Source organism: Micromonospora sp. WMMA1923, assembly GCF_049179195.1.
GTDB classification, from domain to species: Bacteria; Actinomycetota; Actinomycetes; order Mycobacteriales; family Micromonosporaceae; genus Micromonospora; species Micromonospora yangpuensis.
The window spans coordinates 4,901,314-4,915,959 of record NZ_JBMHLZ010000001.1 but is presented as its reverse complement, the minus strand read 5'-3'; the positions used below and the strand labels follow the sequence as shown (position 1 = coordinate 4,915,959).

17 protein-coding genes are annotated in these 14,646 nt (G+C 70.8%); 15 read left to right on the top strand and 2 right to left on the bottom strand.

The genetic code is table 11. The features are described 5' to 3' along the window. Nucleotides 1–136 precede the first annotated feature (136 nt). From secY to truA, 12 genes are all read left to right on the top strand, one after another. Nucleotides 137–1,465: a preprotein translocase subunit SecY gene (gene secY, locus ACN28G_RS22165; protein ID WP_091443998.1), complete on the top strand. Its 1,329-nt coding sequence runs from the start codon at nucleotides 137–139 to the stop codon at nucleotides 1,463–1,465. Beyond that, entirely contained in the window at nucleotides 1,466–2,119 is a 654-nt protein-coding gene (locus ACN28G_RS22160; RefSeq protein ID WP_007073015.1) for an adenylate kinase, read from the top strand. Nucleotides 2,120–2,278: 159 nt separating this feature from the next. Then, complete coding sequence (gene map / locus ACN28G_RS22155; RefSeq protein ID WP_421480256.1) at nucleotides 2,279–3,106, top strand: type I methionyl aminopeptidase; 828 nt, start codon at nucleotides 2,279–2,281, stop codon at nucleotides 3,104–3,106. Nucleotides 3,107–3,204: 98 nt separating this feature from the next. Beyond that, on the top strand, nucleotides 3,205–3,858 hold the full coding sequence (locus ACN28G_RS22150) for a DUF1707 SHOCT-like domain-containing protein (protein ID WP_091443993.1): 654 nt from the start codon (nucleotides 3,205–3,207) through the stop codon (nucleotides 3,856–3,858). A gap of 228 nt (nucleotides 3,859–4,086) precedes the next feature. Further along, a complete protein-coding gene (gene infA, locus ACN28G_RS22145) occupies nucleotides 4,087–4,308 on the top strand; it encodes a translation initiation factor IF-1 (protein WP_007073013.1) in 222 nt (73 codons plus the stop codon). Nucleotides 4,309–4,403: 95 nt separating this feature from the next. After that, nucleotides 4,404–4,517 carry a 50S ribosomal protein L36 gene (gene rpmJ / locus ACN28G_RS22140; protein WP_012184307.1) on the top strand — a complete coding sequence of 38 codons (114 nt, stop codon included), beginning with the start codon at nucleotides 4,404–4,406 and terminating at the stop codon, nucleotides 4,515–4,517. 264 nt (nucleotides 4,518–4,781) lie between these two features. After that, nucleotides 4,782–5,162: a 30S ribosomal protein S13 gene (rpsM, locus tag ACN28G_RS22135; RefSeq protein ID WP_091443990.1), complete on the top strand. Its 381-nt coding sequence runs from the start codon at nucleotides 4,782–4,784 to the stop codon at nucleotides 5,160–5,162. A gap of 88 nt (nucleotides 5,163–5,250) precedes the next feature. Beyond that, complete coding sequence (gene rpsK, locus ACN28G_RS22130; protein ID WP_030329919.1) at nucleotides 5,251–5,658, top strand: 30S ribosomal protein S11; 408 nt, start codon at nucleotides 5,251–5,253, stop codon at nucleotides 5,656–5,658. A 13-nt stretch (nucleotides 5,659–5,671) separates the two neighbouring features. Next, nucleotides 5,672–6,298 carry a 30S ribosomal protein S4 gene (rpsD, locus tag ACN28G_RS22125; protein ID WP_091443987.1) on the top strand — a complete coding sequence of 209 codons (627 nt, stop codon included), beginning with the start codon at nucleotides 5,672–5,674 and terminating at the stop codon, nucleotides 6,296–6,298. A gap of 96 nt (nucleotides 6,299–6,394) precedes the next feature. After that, nucleotides 6,395–7,417 (top strand): DNA-directed RNA polymerase subunit alpha, encoded by a 1,023-nt coding sequence (locus ACN28G_RS22120; RefSeq protein ID WP_091443984.1) that lies wholly within the window; start codon nucleotides 6,395–6,397, stop codon nucleotides 7,415–7,417. Between the two features lie 34 nt (nucleotides 7,418–7,451). Further along, nucleotides 7,452–8,012, top strand: coding sequence for a 50S ribosomal protein L17 (gene rplQ, locus ACN28G_RS22115; RefSeq protein WP_091443980.1), 561 nt, complete (start codon nucleotides 7,452–7,454; stop codon nucleotides 8,010–8,012). Between the two features lie 70 nt (nucleotides 8,013–8,082). Then, nucleotides 8,083–8,913 (top strand): tRNA pseudouridine(38-40) synthase TruA, encoded by an 831-nt coding sequence (gene truA / locus ACN28G_RS22110; RefSeq protein WP_091443976.1) that lies wholly within the window; start codon nucleotides 8,083–8,085, stop codon nucleotides 8,911–8,913. Between the two features lie 24 nt (nucleotides 8,914–8,937). Here the strand turns inward: truA and ACN28G_RS22105 are convergent, their stop codons facing one another. Next, nucleotides 8,938–10,254, bottom strand: coding sequence for a hypothetical protein (locus ACN28G_RS22105; protein ID WP_175440656.1), 1,317 nt, complete (start codon nucleotides 10,252–10,254; stop codon nucleotides 8,938–8,940). A gap of 101 nt (nucleotides 10,255–10,355) precedes the next feature. On the opposite strand from ACN28G_RS22105, the gene ACN28G_RS22100 reads away from it, so the two are divergent. The 3 genes from ACN28G_RS22100 to ACN28G_RS22090 all read left to right on the top strand — a co-directional run bounded on the left by ACN28G_RS22100 (nucleotide 10,356) and on the right by ACN28G_RS22090 (nucleotide 13,716). Next, complete coding sequence (locus ACN28G_RS22100; protein WP_421480255.1) at nucleotides 10,356–10,973, top strand: class I SAM-dependent methyltransferase; 618 nt, start codon at nucleotides 10,356–10,358, stop codon at nucleotides 10,971–10,973. Nucleotides 10,974–11,014: 41 nt separating this feature from the next. Beyond that, nucleotides 11,015–12,685, top strand: coding sequence for an ABC-F family ATP-binding cassette domain-containing protein (locus tag ACN28G_RS22095; protein ID WP_421480254.1), 1,671 nt, complete (start codon nucleotides 11,015–11,017; stop codon nucleotides 12,683–12,685). 86 nt (nucleotides 12,686–12,771) lie between these two features. Beyond that, the gene (locus ACN28G_RS22090; protein ID WP_421480958.1) at nucleotides 12,772–13,716 is read left to right on the top strand and encodes an aldo/keto reductase; all 945 of its coding nucleotides are present in this window, start codon (nucleotides 12,772–12,774) and stop codon (nucleotides 13,714–13,716) included. 63 nt (nucleotides 13,717–13,779) lie between these two features. Here the strand turns inward: ACN28G_RS22090 and ACN28G_RS22085 are convergent, their stop codons facing one another. Beyond that, nucleotides 13,780–14,442 carry a hypothetical protein gene (locus tag ACN28G_RS22085; RefSeq protein WP_421480253.1) on the bottom strand — a complete coding sequence of 221 codons (663 nt, stop codon included), beginning with the start codon at nucleotides 14,440–14,442 and terminating at the stop codon, nucleotides 13,780–13,782. Between the last annotated feature and the right edge of the window lie 204 nt (nucleotides 14,443–14,646).

The following is a 14,646-nucleotide window of genomic DNA, read 5'->3' as shown; positions in this document are numbered from 1 at the left end:
GTAGCCGGGCACACCTGCCCAGACGGGGACAGGACTGTTAGAGTCCTGTCCCAGCTATGGATATCGGGCGTCTGCCCGGCACCCACCCCGCCCCGCCAGGGTTCACCGGCGGCCCGCCTCGCGCAGGAGGAAGAAGTTGCTGTCCGCCTTTCTCAGTGCGTTCCGTACGCCTGACCTGCGCAAGAAGCTGCTGTTCACAGTAGGCATCATCGCGGTCTATCGGCTCGGTGCCACTATCCCCAGCCCCGGCGTCTCGTACGGCAACGTGCAACGCTGCCTCGACACGCTGGAGAACGGCGCGACGGGTGTCCTGAACCTGCTCAACCTCTTCTCCGGTGGCGCGCTTCTGCAGCTCTCGGTCTTCGCGCTGGGCATCATGCCCTACATCACCGCGTCGATCATCCTGCAGCTGCTGACCGTGGTGATCCCCCGGCTGGAGCAGCTCCGCAAGGAGGGCCAGGCCGGCCAGGCGAAGATCACCCAGTACACCCGGTACCTGACCCTGGGTCTGGGCGTGCTCCAGGCCTCGGCGTTCGTGGCGTTGGCCCGTAGCGGTCAGCTCTTCAACAACCAGTGTGACCAGTTCCCGATCATCCCCACCGGGACGGGCATCCCGGACTGGCTGACCCTGACCGTCCTGGTCATGACGATGACCGCCGGCACCGGCGTGGTCATGTGGCTGGGCGAGCTGATCACCGACCGGGGCGTCGGCAACGGCATGTCCGTGCTGATCTTCACCTCGATCGCGGCGCGGCTGCCCAGCGAGGGTTGGCAGATCAAGCAGACCAAGGGCTGGGAGATGTTCGCCCTGGTCATCGCGCTGGTCCTGGTGGTCATCACCGCGGTCACCTTCATCGAGCAGGCGCAGCGCCGGATCCCGGTGCAGTACGCCAAGCGGATGATCGGCCGGCGGATGTACGGCGGCACCTCGACCTACATCCCGTTGAAGGTCAACCAGGCGGGTGTCATCCCGGTCATCTTCGGTTCCTCGCTGCTCTACCTGCCGCAGCTGGCCCTGCAGTTCTTCGACCAGAACGACCCGGGCAAGACGCAGGCGTGGATCCAGAACAACCTGGTCAACCCGACCAGCCCGATCTACATCTCGGTCTACTTCCTGCTCATCATCTTCTTCACGTACTTCTACGTGTCGATCACGTTCAACCCGACCGAGGTCGCGGACAACATGAAGAAGTACGGCGGTTTCGTGCCGGGCATCCGCCCCGGCAAGCCGACCGCCGACTACCTCGACTTCATCCTCAGCCGCATCACCCTGCCGGGCGCGCTGTACCTGGCGATCATCTCGATCCTGCCGAACTTCTTCTTCATCTGGCTGGACAGCGAGCAGTACGTCAACTTCCCGTTCGGCGGTACCGCTGTGCTGATCATGGTCGGTGTCGGTCTGGAGACCGTGAAGCAGATCGAGAGCCAGCTCATGCAGCGGAACTACGAAGGGTTCCTGCGGTAGATGCGACTCGTTCTGGTTGGCCCGCCGGGTGCGGGCAAGGGCACACAGGCAGAGTTCATCGCCGCGCACCTCTCGGTGCCGAAGATCTCGACGGGGGACATCTTCCGGGCCAACGTCTCCCAGGGCACGCCCCTGGGGGTCGAGGCCAAGCGGTACATGGACGCCGGCAAGCTGGTCCCGGACGAGGTGACCATCAACATGGTCCGGGACCGGCTCGCCGAGCCGGACGCCAGCGAGGGCTTCCTGCTCGACGGCTTCCCGCGGACCACGCCGCAGGCCGCCGCGCTGGACAAGCTCCTCGCTGATCTCGGCACCGCGCTGGACCTGGTGCTGGAGCTGGTCGTCGACGACGACGAGGTGATCCGGCGGCTCTCCGGCCGGCGTACCTGCCGGGGCTGCGGCAAGATCTGGCACGTCGAGTTCGACGCCACCACCCGGGACGGCATCTGCGACCGGTGCGGCGCCGACCTGTTCCAGCGGGACGACGACAAGCCGGAGACCATCGCCGCCCGGCTGCGGGAGTACGCCGAGAAGACCGCTCCGCTCGTCGACTACTACGGCGCCCAGGGCAAGCTGGTCGGCATCGACGCCACCGGTCCGGTGGAGGACGTCACCGTGCGGGCCATCGACGCGCTGCGCTCGTACGGCGGCTGAGTCTCCGGACCGGCCCCGACGCGGACCGACTACCGCTGCGGCGGCGACCACGCGCGACGTACGCTTGCGGTCCGGCCACGTACGTGTGGGCGGGCACTGCGGCTGAGGCAACGGCCCGCGGCGTCGGCCGCGGTTCCGGCAACGAAAGGTTGACCCTCCATGCGCCGTCACCAGCTGGACATCCAGCTGAAGACCCCCGAGCAGATCGAGAAGATGCGGGCCGCCGGCCTGGTGGTCGCCGATGCCCTGCGGCGGATGCGGGAGGCGGTGGCACCGGGGGTCAGCACCGCCGATCTCGACGCGATCGCCGAGTCGACGATCCGCGAGGCGGGGGCGGTCCCGTCCTTCAAGGGCTACCACGGTTTCCCGGCCTCGATCTGCTCCTCGGTCAACGAGCAGGTGGTGCACGCCATCCCCGGCCCGCAGCAGGTGCTCCGGGACGGTGACCTGATCTCGATCGACTGCGGTGCGGTGTTGGACGGTTGGCACGGTGACGCCGCGATCACGGTCGGCGTGGGCGAGGCCGACCCGGCGCTGCTGCGGATGGCCGAGGTGGCCGAGGACGCGATGTGGGCCGGGATCGCCGCCGCGGCGCGGGGTGCGGCCAGCGGAAAGGGCCGGCTGACCGACATCTCCCACGCGGTGGAGAACGCGGTCCGCAAGGCCGGCCGGTACGGCATCGTCGACGGCTACGGTGGCCACGGTATCGGCACCGAGATGCACCAGGACCCGCACGTGCTCAACCACGGCCGGCCGGGCAAGGGGCCCCGGCTGGTGACGGGGATGGCGCTGGCCATCGAGCCGATGATCACGATGGGATCGCCGCGTACGGTGGAGCTTTCCGACGGCTGGACGGTGGTGACCCGGGACAGGTCGGTCGCCGCGCACGTCGAGCACTCGATGGCGATCCTGCCCGACGGGGTGTGGGTGCTGACCGCGCCGGACGGCGGTCGGGAGCGGCTCGGTGACCTGGTGACCGCCCGCTAGCCCGCCACCTCCCCGGCCGCCTGACTGACCGACCGGCCGGCGCGGGGCGCGGTGCCGCACCGCGCGGCCGGGTGGCCCGGCGGTGGCATGCTTGGCGGATGGACGAACGCGACGGGATGCGGGCCGCCGACGCGGACCGTCAGGCGGTGGCCGACCGGTTGCGGGTGGCGCTCGACGAGGGCCGGCTGGACCTGCACGAGTACGACGAGCGGTTGCAGCGGACGTACACCGCCCGGACGTACGGCGAACTGGATGCCGTGGTCATCGACCTGCCCGTCGCGGCGGCTCCCGGTGGTGCCACGGTGGCCGGGCCCGTCCCCGCCGACCCGGTGGTCCCCGGGAGGTCGACAGCCGGCCGGTCGGTGACCGCGCGGTGGCTGGCGGAGAACTGGGAGCCGTACCTGACCGCGGTCGGCATCTCGCTGGTGGTCTGGGCGATGATCTCGGTGATCTCCGGCGACGTGCTCTACTTCTGGCCCGGCTGGGTGGCCGGGCCGTGGGGAGTGGTCCTGCTGGTCCAGACCGGGATCGGGCTCAGCACGGGTGAGCCGCAGCGGTGGGCCGAGAAGCAGGAGCGCAAGCGGGTGCGCAAGGCCGAGAAGCGGGCCCGCCGGCGGGAGTTGAAGGCCGAGCGGCGGGCGCTGGGGCGGGAAGCGCTGCCGGAGGCACCGGCGATCAGCCCACCCGGCGACGACCCGCAGCTCCGCCCGGACGGGTGGGAGCACCGGCGGGACGGCGGAGTCAACGCCTGATCCGGCCGCGGTGTCCGGTTCGGGGGACACCGGGGTGGCCGGTTTGGCGTCCGCAGGTGGGCGGGCGTACACTTTCAGATCGGCGCACAGCGTCCACTCCGGCATGCCCACCCTGCGCTTCGGTGGGGCCGGAGCCGCGGCTGGCGCGGGATGGCGGATCTTGCATCCGTCGCCCGTGTAAGACGTTGTGAGCCGTCCGGAGTAACCGACGTCAGGACAGCGGAGGACATGCCGAAAAAAGACGGAGCCATCGAGATCGAGGGTCGGGTCATCGAGCCCCTGCCGAACGCCATGTTCCGGGTGGAGCTCGCGAACGGCCACAAGGTCCTGGCTCACATCAGCGGCAAGATGCGGCAGCACTACATCCGTATCCTGCCGGAGGACCGAGTTGTCGTCGAACTGTCGCCGTACGACCTGACTCGCGGGCGCATCGTCTACCGCTACAAGTAACCGAGCCTGACGACGGCCGGGGCGTCCCGTGTCCGTCTTCGACGTCCGGGCCGCGCCTCGTCGCGGTCCAGGGCCAGATGGGAAGTAAGGCAACCGTGAAGGTCAAGCCGAGCGTCAAGAGGATCTGCAACAAGTGCCGGGTTATCCGCCGGCACGGCCGGGTCATGGTCATCTGCACCGACCCGCGCCACAAGCAGCGCCAGGGCTGATCCGCCCGACCGGCCGGTGACGGTCGGTCGAGCGTTCGTCCCGGCGTGGCAGATCCAGCCAACACCTCACCAGCTCGTTCCAGCCCCGAGCGCGGTACGCAGTGCGTACGTTCTCGTGGTTGACCCCCGGTCGGAGGCCGGGGCCCGCTTGGGCAGCGACCGTTCCCGGTCGTCGGCGCGGTCGCGCCGGCAGCACGGGGCGGACGGTAGCGGGGAGGGACGGGTCCACACCTCCGTCACACATCACGAGGAGTACGCCCGCACATGGCACGTCTAGTCGGCGTGGATATCCCCCGCGAGAAGCGGTTGGAGATCGCGCTCACCTACATCTTCGGCATGGGTCGTACCCGTGCCCTGGAGACGCTCGCCGCCACCGGCATCTCGCCGGACAAGCGCGCCCGGGACCTCACGGACGAGGAGCTGGTCCAGCTCCGGAACCACATCGAGGGCAACTACAAGGTTGAAGGCGACCTGCGCCGCGAGGTCGCCGCTGACATCCGCCGCAAGGTCGAGATCGGCTGCTACGCGGGTATCCGGCACCGCCGGGGCCTGCCCGTGCGTGGCCAGCGGACCAAGACCAACGCGCGGACCCGCAAGGGCCCGAAGCGGACCGTCGCCGGCAAGAAGAAGCCCGGCAAGAAGTAGTTCTTTAACCGGATGACGGGAGCGGCCGCCGCCGAGGCGGGCCGGGCCGCAACCCGCTGCGGAAAGTCAACTAGGAGCGCACAGACTTATGCCACCGAAGGCTCGTGCCGGAGCCGCTGTCAAGAAGGTCCGGCGCAAGGAACGCAAGAACGTCGCCCACGGGCAGGCGCACATCAAGAGCACCTTCAACAACACCATCGTGTCCATCACGGACCCGACCGGTGCGGTCATCTCCTGGGCCTCCGCCGGCCAGGTGGGCTTCAAGGGCTCGCGCAAGTCGACCCCGTTCGCCGCGCAGCTGGCCGCCGAGGCCGCCGCGCGTCGGGCGATGGAGCACGGCATGCGCAAGGTCGACGTGTTCGTCAAGGGCCCCGGCTCCGGCCGGGAGACCGCCATCCGTTCGCTGCAGGCCGTGGGCCTCGAGGTCGGCCAGATCGCCGACGTCACCCCGCAGCCGCACAACGGATGCCGTCCGCCGAAGCGTCGTCGGGTCTGAGAGGTAGAGAGAGATGGCTCGTTACACCGGTGCAGACTGCCGCCGTTGCCGGCGGGAGAAGATGAAGCTGTTCCTCAAGGGCAGCAAGTGCGATGGCCCGAAGTGCCCGTTCGAGTCCCGGCCCTTCCCGCCCGGACAGCACGGCCGCGGCCGCACCAAGGAGACGGAGTACCTGCTCCAGCTCCGCGAGAAGCAGAAGGCCCGTCGGGTCTACGGCGTGCTGGAGAAGCAGTTCCGCGGCTACTACGAGGAGGCCGTGGGCAAGAAGGCCAAGACGGGTGAGGTTCTGCTGCAGATCCTCGAGTCGCGGCTGGACAACGTGGTCTACCGGGCCGGCTTCGCCCACTCCCGGGACATGGCCCGGCAGCTGGTCAAGCACGGCCACTTCACCGTGAACGGCAAGAAGGTCGACATCCCGTCGTTCCGGGTGAAGGAGCACGACATCATCGAGGTCCGGGGCAAGAGCAAGGAGCTCACCCCGTTCGTCGTGGCGCAGGCCCAGGCCGGTTCCAAGACCGTTCCGGCGTGGCTCGAGGCCATCCCCAGCCAGATGAAGGTGCTGGTGCACTCGCTCCCGGCCCGCCAGGTGATCGACACCCAGGTCCAGGAGCAGCTGATCGTCGAGCTCTACTCCAAGTAGCGGCTCGTTGCGGTGGCCCGCCTGCTCGGGCGGGCCACCGGAACAGGTTTTGTCGTGGACGTCAAATAGCGGGCGTCCCGGAAGAGAAGAGAAGAAATGCTCATCAGCCAGCGACCGTCTCTCTCCGAAGAGGCGATCAACGAGACCCGTTCCCGGTTCACCATCGAGCCGCTGGAGCCGGGCTTCGGCTACACCCTGGGCAACTCGCTGCGGCGTACGCTGCTGTCGTCCATCCCGGGTGCCGCGGTGACCTCGATCAAGATCGATGGTGTGCTGCACGAGTTCACCACGATCCCCGGGGTCAAGGAGGACGTGGTCGAGCTCGTCATGAACATCAAGGAGCTCTGCGTCAGCTCCGAGCACGACGAGCCGGTCAGCATGTACCTGCGCAAGCAGGGCCCCGGTGACGTCACCGCGGGCGACATCCAGCCGCCGGCCGGGGTCTCGGTGCACAACGCCGATCTCAAGCTCGCCACCCTCAACGGCAAGGGCCGGCTCGACATGGAGCTGACCGTCGAGCGGGGCCGCGGTTACGTGACGGCGGCGCAGAACAAGCAGGCCGGCGCGGAGATCGGCCGGATCCCGGTCGACTCGATCTACTCGCCGGTGCTGAAGGTGACGTACCGCGTCGAGGCGACCCGGGTCGAGCAGCGTACCGACTTCGACCGGCTGATCATCGACGTCGAGACCAAGCCGTCGATGGGCCCGCGTACCGCGCTGGCCTCCGCCGGTTCGACGCTGGTGGAGCTCTTCGGGCTGGCCCGGGAGCTGGACGAGACCGCGGAGGGCATCGACATCGGGCCGTCCCCGCAGGACGCCCAGCTCGCGGCGGACCTGGCCCTGCCGATCGAGGAGCTGGACCTCACCGTCCGCTCCTACAACTGCCTCAAGCGCGAGGGCATCAACTCCGTTGGTGAGCTGATCGGGCGCACCGAGGCCGACCTCCTCGACATCCGGAACTTCGGTCAGAAGTCGATCGACGAGGTCAAGATGAAGCTCGCCGGGATGGGTCTGGGGCTGAAGGACTCGGCCCCGAACTTCGACCCGGCGCACGTCGTGGACGCCTTCGGTGAGGCCGAATACGACACCGACGACTACCGCGAGACCGAGCAGCTCTAGTCCGCGCTGCCGCCACACCTGAGGAGCACCTAGCATGCCCACGCCCACCAAGGGCCCCCGCCTCGGCGGCAGCCCCGCGCACGAGCGGCTGATGCTGGCCAACCTGGCCACCGCGCTGTTCCAGCACGGCAAGATCAAGACCACCGAGACGAAGGCCCGGCGGTTGCGTCCGCTGGCCGAGCAGCTCATCACCAAGGCCAAGCGGGGCGACCTCGCGTCCCGTCGGCGGGTGCTGGGCGTCGTCAAGGACAAGGACGTGGTCTACTCCCTGTTCGACCAGATCGCGCCGCGGTACGCGAACCGTCCGGGTGGCTACACCCGGATCGTGAAGATCGGCCCGCGTAAGGGTGACGCCGCTCCGATGGCGGTCATCGAGCTGGTCGAGGAGCTCCAGGTCGCCGAGCCGAAGGCGAACAACAAGACCGCCGCCCGCAAGGCGGCGCAGCAGGACAAGGTGGAGGCGCTCGCGCCGGCGGAGGAGACCCCGCAGGCCAAGACCGACACCGACCAGGACGCCGAGGCTCCGGTCTCGGCTTCCGGTGACACCGCCGCCGCCCGCGAGGACAGCGACGAGGTCAACGAGAACAAGGCCTGAGCACAGGCTTCGTCGGGCCCGGCACCCCTTCGTGGGGTGCCGGGCCCGAACCGTGAGGCGGAGGTACGAGGTGCACGAGCGGACCCGGGTACGACTGGACGTCGCCTACGACGGCACGGGTTTCTCCGGCTGGGCCGCCCAGCCCGACCGGCGTACGGTCGCCGGGGTGTTGACCGAACACCTCGACCTGGTGCTCGGCCCGGGTACCGCGACCGGGTTGACGGTGGCCGGACGGACCGACGCCGGGGTGCACGCCACCGGCCAGGTCTGCCACCTGGAGCTGCCCACCGAGGTGTGGCAGGAGCGGGCCGGGTCACTGCTGCGCCGGCTGGCCCGGCTGCTCCCCACCGACGTGCGGGTCCGGACGATGACCGAGGTGCCCGCCGACTTCGACGCCCGGTTCTCGGCCACCTGGCGCCGCTACGAGTACCGGGTGACCGATGCCCCGTACGGTGCCCAGCCGTTGCGCCGGCACGAGATCCTGGCCTGGCCCAGGCCGCTGGACCTGACCGCGCTGAACGCCGCGGCGGCCGGACTGGTGGGGGAGCACGACTTCGCCGCGTACTGCCGGCGCAAGGAGAACGCGACCACGCTGCGCGAGGTGACCCGGCTGGACTGGCGTCGGGAGGCCGACGGGGTGCTGGTGGCCACCGTGCAGGCCGACGCGTTCTGCCAGGCCATGGTGCGCAGCCTGGTCGGCGCGATGCTGGTCGCCGGGGACGGCCGCCGGCCGGTGGAGTGGCCGGCCGGCCTGCTGACCCGGCGGGAACGGTCCAGCGAGGTCACCGTGGCCCCGGCGCACGGGCTCACCCTGGTCGAGGTCGGCTACCCGACCGACCCGACGGAGTACGCCCGGCGGGCCGAACTCACCCGTCGGCTCCGCGTCCCCGCCGAGGCCTGAACCGCCGGCTCCGGAGAGCCCGGCTCAGTCCTGGTCGCCGGAGCGGTCTGCGCCCTCCGGGTCGTACCCGTTGCCGTCGTCGCGGTCTTCGGTGAGGTCCGGGTCCGCAGCCGGCGACCCGGCGCGCTCGGTGGGGCTCGCGGTGGGCTGGTTGGCCGCCCCCGCGTTGGCCCGCCGCTCCAGCACGTCCTGGTTGAGGTGCAGCTCGATCAGGTCGAACAGCACGCTGCGTACCGTCTGGTCGTCCGCGTCGGCGGCCGCGCCGTCGGCCCGGGTGACCACGGCGTACGCCAGGTAGTGGCCGCGTACCTGCCAGCCGACGCGGGCCGGGGCGGTGGCGAGCACCGTCGTCTCGTCGTCGTCGGCGGGCATGCCCCGCAGCCGTCCCTGCCGGTCGTCGAGGAGCTCACGGATCCGGTCCCTGGCCCGCTCGGCGGTGTGCAGGTCGGTCAGGTTGAACAGCCCGGCGGTGGCCAGGTGCTCGCCGTCGGGGGAGCGCAGGGTGGCCCGGACCACCTGGCTGCAGCCCAGCAGACTCAGCAGGTCGGCGATCTCGTCGGTGGCCGCGACCGCGCAGCTGCCGCTGGACTGGGTCTTGAGCACCTGGTACGAGGCCCCGCTGGAGCCGAGGGTCAGCGTCTGGCTGCCGAAGACCTCCTTGGCGGTCAGCGGTGCCGGATCGGTCTCCCGGGAGTCGATGCCCTGCGGTGGCTCGGATTTCGCCGACGGGGAGGCGGCCGGGCCGGCCACCGGGGTCACCGTCGGTGGCGAGGACCTGTCGACGACGAGGGCGGCGGCACCCAGGCCGGTGAGGGCGAGCAGCGCGAGCACCGCGACGCCACCGACGAGGACCTGCCAGTTCCGCCCGCCCGACGAGCGGGTGCGGGACGGCCCGAGCGGCTGCGCGACCGGACGGCCCGAGGTGTGCGGCGGGATCGGCTCGGTGTGGTGGGAGACCCGCGGCGGGAACTGGGTTGCCTGGTGCGCGGTGTGCGGCGGAAGCGGTTCGGCCTGGTGTGCGGTCTGCGGCGGATACGGTTCGGCCTGGTGTGCGGTCTGCGGCGGATACGGTTCGGCCGGGTGCGCGGCGTCGGCCGGGTACGGTTCGGCGGCGGACTGCGGGCCGCGTACCCGGTAGGTGGTGGAGTGGGCGGCGCGCATCGATGCCGACGGGTGGCCGACGGTTGCCGGACGGCTCGACCGGGGCAGCGTGGGCGTGGGGAAACGGGACGGCGAGGGCCCGGGGCGGGCGGGCGGGCCGGCGGAGATCACCGAAAGCTCGGTGCCGGGCCGCGGGTGCTCCAGGTGGCTGTCCTCACCGGACTCATACCGATAGACCATGATGTGTAGCGTAGGGGCCATTGCCCCATTAGGGGATAAATCGGAAAAATCAAGCGACCACGCGGGGACACCCGAGGGGCTGTCGGGCACCCGGTGCGAGAATGCCGGACGTGACGACCGGGGACCACTACTTCACCGCCGAGCCGACGACCGCTGCCGCGCCCCGTGAGGTGGAATTCAGCGCCGCCGGCCGGGACTGGACCCTGGCCTCGGCCGGCGGGGTCTTCTCCGCCGCCCGGCTCGACCCCGGCACCGGGGTGCTGCTGCGCAAGGCCGACCTGCCCAGCGCCGCCACCTCCGGCGCGCTGCTCGACCTCGGCTGCGGGTTCGGGCCGATCACCTGCGTGCTCGCCTCGTGTGCCCCGTCGGCCACCGTCTGGGCGGTCGACGTCAACGCGCGGGCCCGGGAACTCACCGCCGCGAACGCGGTGCGGGTCGGCGTCGCCGACCGGGTACGGGTCCACGCGCCGGATGAGGTACCCGACGACGTCGCCTTCGCCCAGATCTGGTCCAACCCGCCGATCCGGATCGGTAAGGCGGAGTTGCACGAGCTGTTGGGACGCTGGTTGCCGCGGCTCGCCCCGGCCGGGGTCGGCTGGCTGGTGGTCGCCCGTCACCTCGGCGGCGACTCGCTGCAGCGCTGGTTGGTCGACCAGGGGTGGCAGGTCGGCCGGCAGGCCAGCCAGAAGGGGTACCGGGTGCTGCGGGTCACCCGGTAATTCGATGTCGCCCGGGTGGTCGACTCGGGCAGGATTCGCACGTGGGATACGTGGACGTGGCAGCGGTCGGGCACGTCCTGCCCGACGGCCGGGAGCTCTTCCGGGACGTGTCGTTCCGGGTGGGTGAGGGGGCCAAGGTGGCCCTGGTCGGGCCGAACGGCGCGGGCAAGACGACGCTGCTGAGAATGGTCGCCGGTGACCTGCCGGTGCCCACCGGCAGCATCTCCCGGGCCGGCGGGCTGGGCGTGATGCGCCAGTTCATCGGCATGATCGGTGACGACACCACCCTCGCCGACCTGGCCCTCTCCCTCACCCCACCCGCCCTGCGTGCCGCCGGCCGGCGACTCGCCGACACCGAGGCCGCGATGCGGGCGGCCGAGGCGCGCGGCCCGCACAGCACCGCCGCCGGCAAGGCCCAACTGGCGTACGCCGACGCGTTGGCCGCCTGGGGCGAGACCGGCGGGTACGACGCCGAGGTGCTCTTCGACACCGTGGCCACCATCGTGCTCGGCCAGGGTTGGGACGCGGTCGGGCACCGACCGGTCCGGACCCTCTCCGGTGGCCAGCAGAAGCGCTTCGCGCTGGAGTTGCTGCTGCGCGGCGACGACGAGGTGCTCCTGCTCGACGAGCCGGACAACTTCCTCGACGTGCCCGGCAAACGCTGGCTGGAGGGACGGCTGCGGGAGTCGCCGAAGTCGGTGCTCTACGTCTCGCACGACCGGGAACTGCTGGCGCAGACCGCCGACCGGGTGGTCACCGTCGAGGGTGGCAGCGCCTGGGTGCACCCGGGCGGCTTCGCCGACTGGCACGCCGCCCGGGTGAACCGGCACGCCCGCCTCGACGAGCTGCGCCGACGTTGGGACGAGGAACACCAGAAGCTGCGTGAGCTGATGCTGATGTACAAGCAGAAGGCGGCGTACAACGACGGGTTGGCCTCCCGGTACCAGGCCGCCCAGACCAGGTTGCGCAAGTTCGAGGAGGCCGGGCCGCCGCCCGTACCGCCGAAGGAGCAGGACATCCGGATGCGGCTGACCGGCGGGCGGACCGGCAAGCGGGCGGTGATCTGCGAGCAGCTGGAGCTGGACGGCCTGACCTACCCCTTCGACCTGGAGCTCTGGTACGGCGACCGGGTCGCGGTGCTCGGGGCCAACGGCACCGGCAAGTCGCACTTCCTGCGGCTGCTGGCCCGCGGCGGCACCGACCCGGACCCGGCCAACGGGCCGGTCGACGGCGCGGCGGCGCTCGCCCCGGTGGCCCACGACGGGGTGGCCCGGCTCGGCGCGCGGGTCCGTCCCGGGCACTTCTCGCAGACCCACGACCGGCCGGAGCTGATGGACCGGACGCTTGTCGAGATCCTCTGGCGGGGCGACGAGCACCGGTCCGGGATGGACCGGCACACCGCGATGGCGGCGCTCAGCCGATACGAGCTGGCCGGCCAGGGCGACCAGCGCTTCGGCACCCTCTCCGGTGGTCAGCAGGCCCGGTTCCTGGTGCTGCTGCTGGAGCTCTCCGGGGCGACCCTGCTGCTGCTCGACGAGCCGACCGACAACCTCGACCTGGCCTCCGCCGAGGCGCTCGAAGCCGGGCTGACCGCCTTCGACGGCACGGTGGTCGCGGTCACCCACGACCGGTGGTTCACCCGCACCTTCGACCGCTTCCTGCTCTTCGGCGACGACAACGAGGTGGTCGAAACCCCCACCCCCACCTGGTGAGCTGAAAGGAAGGGCCCCCTGTTATCGCAAAACGTTGTACAGGGGCCCCTTCCTAACACCTCGCATAGGGTGGTGCGGTGACTGAGATGGCATATCGCAGGCTGGGCGACTCCGGGCTCGTGGTGTCCGTGGTGGGCATCGGCTGCAACAACTTCGGCCGCAAGCTGGACCTCGACGGCACCCGGGCGGTGGTCGACGCCGCGATCGACGCGGGGATCAACCTCTTCGACACCGCGGACATCTACGGCGAGCCGCAGGGCGCCTCCGAGGAGGTGCTGGGCCAGGCGCTCAAGGGCCGCCGGGACGACGTGGTGCTGGCCACCAAGTTCGGCATGGACATGCACGGCATGAACGGCCCGGACTTCGACGCCCGGGGCGCCCGCCGGTACGTCGCCCGCGCGGTGGAGGCGTCGCTGCGCCGCCTCGGCACCGACCACATCGACCTGTACCAGATGCACCAGCCCGATCCGGGTACGCCGATCGAGGAGACCCTGGCGGCGCTGGACGACCTGGTCCGCGCCGGCAAGGTCCGCTACCTGGGCAACTCCAACTTCACCGGCTGGCAGATCGCCGATGCCGACTGGACCGCCCGCACCGGCGGCATGACCCCGTTCATCAGCGCCCAGAACCACTACAGCCTGCTGGAGCGTGGCGTCGAGGCGGAGGTGGTGCCGGCCTGCGAGCGGTTCGGCCTCGGGCTGCTGCCGTTCTTCCCGCTCGCCGACGGGCTGCTCACCGGCAAGTACCGGCGTGGCTCGGCGCCCCCGGAGGGCACCCGGCTGGCCGGCGGCGGCCGGTACGCCGAGCGCCTCGCCGCCGCCGACTGGGACACCATCGAGGCGATCGAGGCGTACGCGGCCGAGCGGGGACTCTTGATGCTCCAGGTGGCCATCGGCGGACTGGCCGCCCAGCCGGCGGTGACCTCGGTGATCGCCGGGGCAACCACCGCCGACCAGGTACGCGCCAACGCCGAGGCCGGGGCCTGGCGGCCGGACGCCGCCGACCTGGCCGCCCTGCGCGCCCTACTCTGACCGGGTACGGCGTTGACCGGGTACGGCGTTGACCGGTTACGGCGGCATCGGGACGGTGCTGTCCTATTCGGCGGTGTCCGGGTGGGTGGCGTGTGGGCTTGTGCGCTCACCGGTGCCGGTGCCGGTGCCGGTGGAGGTAGCGGTAGCGGTAGCGGTGGTGCCGGGGGTGGCACCGGGGGTGGTGGCTGCGCGGTCGGTGGTGCGGGTGTCGGTGTCGGTGGTGGCTGCGGTGTCAGTGGTGGCCGGGGTGTGACCACGGCGGCGGGCGGTCAGCAGGATGCCGGCCACGGCCAGGACGACGAGCACGATCACGGCCAGTCCCACGGTCCGGAGCAGGCCACTTCCGTTCTCCACCGCGGCCTGCCGGCTGTCGACGGCGGGTGCCGGGGGCGGACTGGCCGCCGGGCGGGCCTCGACCTCGGCGGTCGCGCTACCGGGGTTGGCGGCCGGCCCGGTGACTGTCACCTGCCAACGGCCGGGAGTAAGCACCGGGCCGGTGGTGTAGAAGCCCTGGCCCTCGCCGGAGGGCTCGATCTGCAGTGGACCGAGCGAACGTCCGCCCTCGCCCGTGGCGGTCACCACCAGCCGGACCATATGGTCCAATGGCCGGTCGTCGTCGGCGTAGCGGGCCTGGACGGTGATCCCGGTCGCCCCGTCCCCGGCCACCACCAGCTTCAGCTCCCCGTCGACCCCGTCGACCAGCAGCATCCCGGTCCGAGTGGCCACCGTCCCTGATTCAGGGGCCAGGATCGTGGATTGAGTGGTCGCTGTTCCTGATCCAGAGGCCAACATCCCCGATTGAGTGGCCACCGATTCCAGGGCTGAAGATCGAGGGGGCACTCTCCCTGATTCAGGCGCTAGTGTCGTGGATTCGGCGGCCAGCATCGTGGATGTGGTGACCAGCGGCGCGGGGGTGGCGGTCAGAGCCGC

What these genes read in the sequence shown, in the direction of transcription:
- ACN28G_RS22160 (WP_007073015.1), top strand. Translation starts at nt 1,466, where the DNA reads ATGCGACTCGTTCTGGTTGGCCCGCCGGGTGCGGGCAAGGGCACACAG.
- map (WP_421480256.1), top strand. Translation starts at nt 2,279, where the DNA reads ATGCGCCGTCACCAGCTGGACATCCAGCTGAAGACCCCCGAGCAGATC.
- ACN28G_RS22150 (WP_091443993.1), top strand. Translation starts at nt 3,205, where the DNA reads ATGGACGAACGCGACGGGATGCGGGCCGCCGACGCGGACCGTCAGGCG.
- infA (WP_007073013.1), top strand. Translation starts at nt 4,087, where the DNA reads ATGCCGAAAAAAGACGGAGCCATCGAGATCGAGGGTCGGGTCATCGAG.
- rpsM (WP_091443990.1), top strand. Translation starts at nt 4,782, where the DNA reads ATGGCACGTCTAGTCGGCGTGGATATCCCCCGCGAGAAGCGGTTGGAG.
- rpsK (WP_030329919.1), top strand. Translation starts at nt 5,251, where the DNA reads ATGCCACCGAAGGCTCGTGCCGGAGCCGCTGTCAAGAAGGTCCGGCGC.
- rpsD (WP_091443987.1), top strand. Translation starts at nt 5,672, where the DNA reads ATGGCTCGTTACACCGGTGCAGACTGCCGCCGTTGCCGGCGGGAGAAG.
- ACN28G_RS22120 (WP_091443984.1), top strand. Translation starts at nt 6,395, where the DNA reads ATGCTCATCAGCCAGCGACCGTCTCTCTCCGAAGAGGCGATCAACGAG.
- rplQ (WP_091443980.1), top strand. Translation starts at nt 7,452, where the DNA reads ATGCCCACGCCCACCAAGGGCCCCCGCCTCGGCGGCAGCCCCGCGCAC.
- ACN28G_RS22105 (WP_175440656.1), bottom strand. Translation starts at nt 10,254, where the DNA reads ATGGTCTATCGGTATGAGTCCGGTGAGGACAGCCACCTGGAGCACCCG.
- ACN28G_RS22100 (WP_421480255.1), top strand. Translation starts at nt 10,356, where the DNA reads ATGCCGGACGTGACGACCGGGGACCACTACTTCACCGCCGAGCCGACG.
- ACN28G_RS22090 (WP_421480958.1), top strand. Translation starts at nt 12,772, where the DNA reads ATGGCATATCGCAGGCTGGGCGACTCCGGGCTCGTGGTGTCCGTGGTG.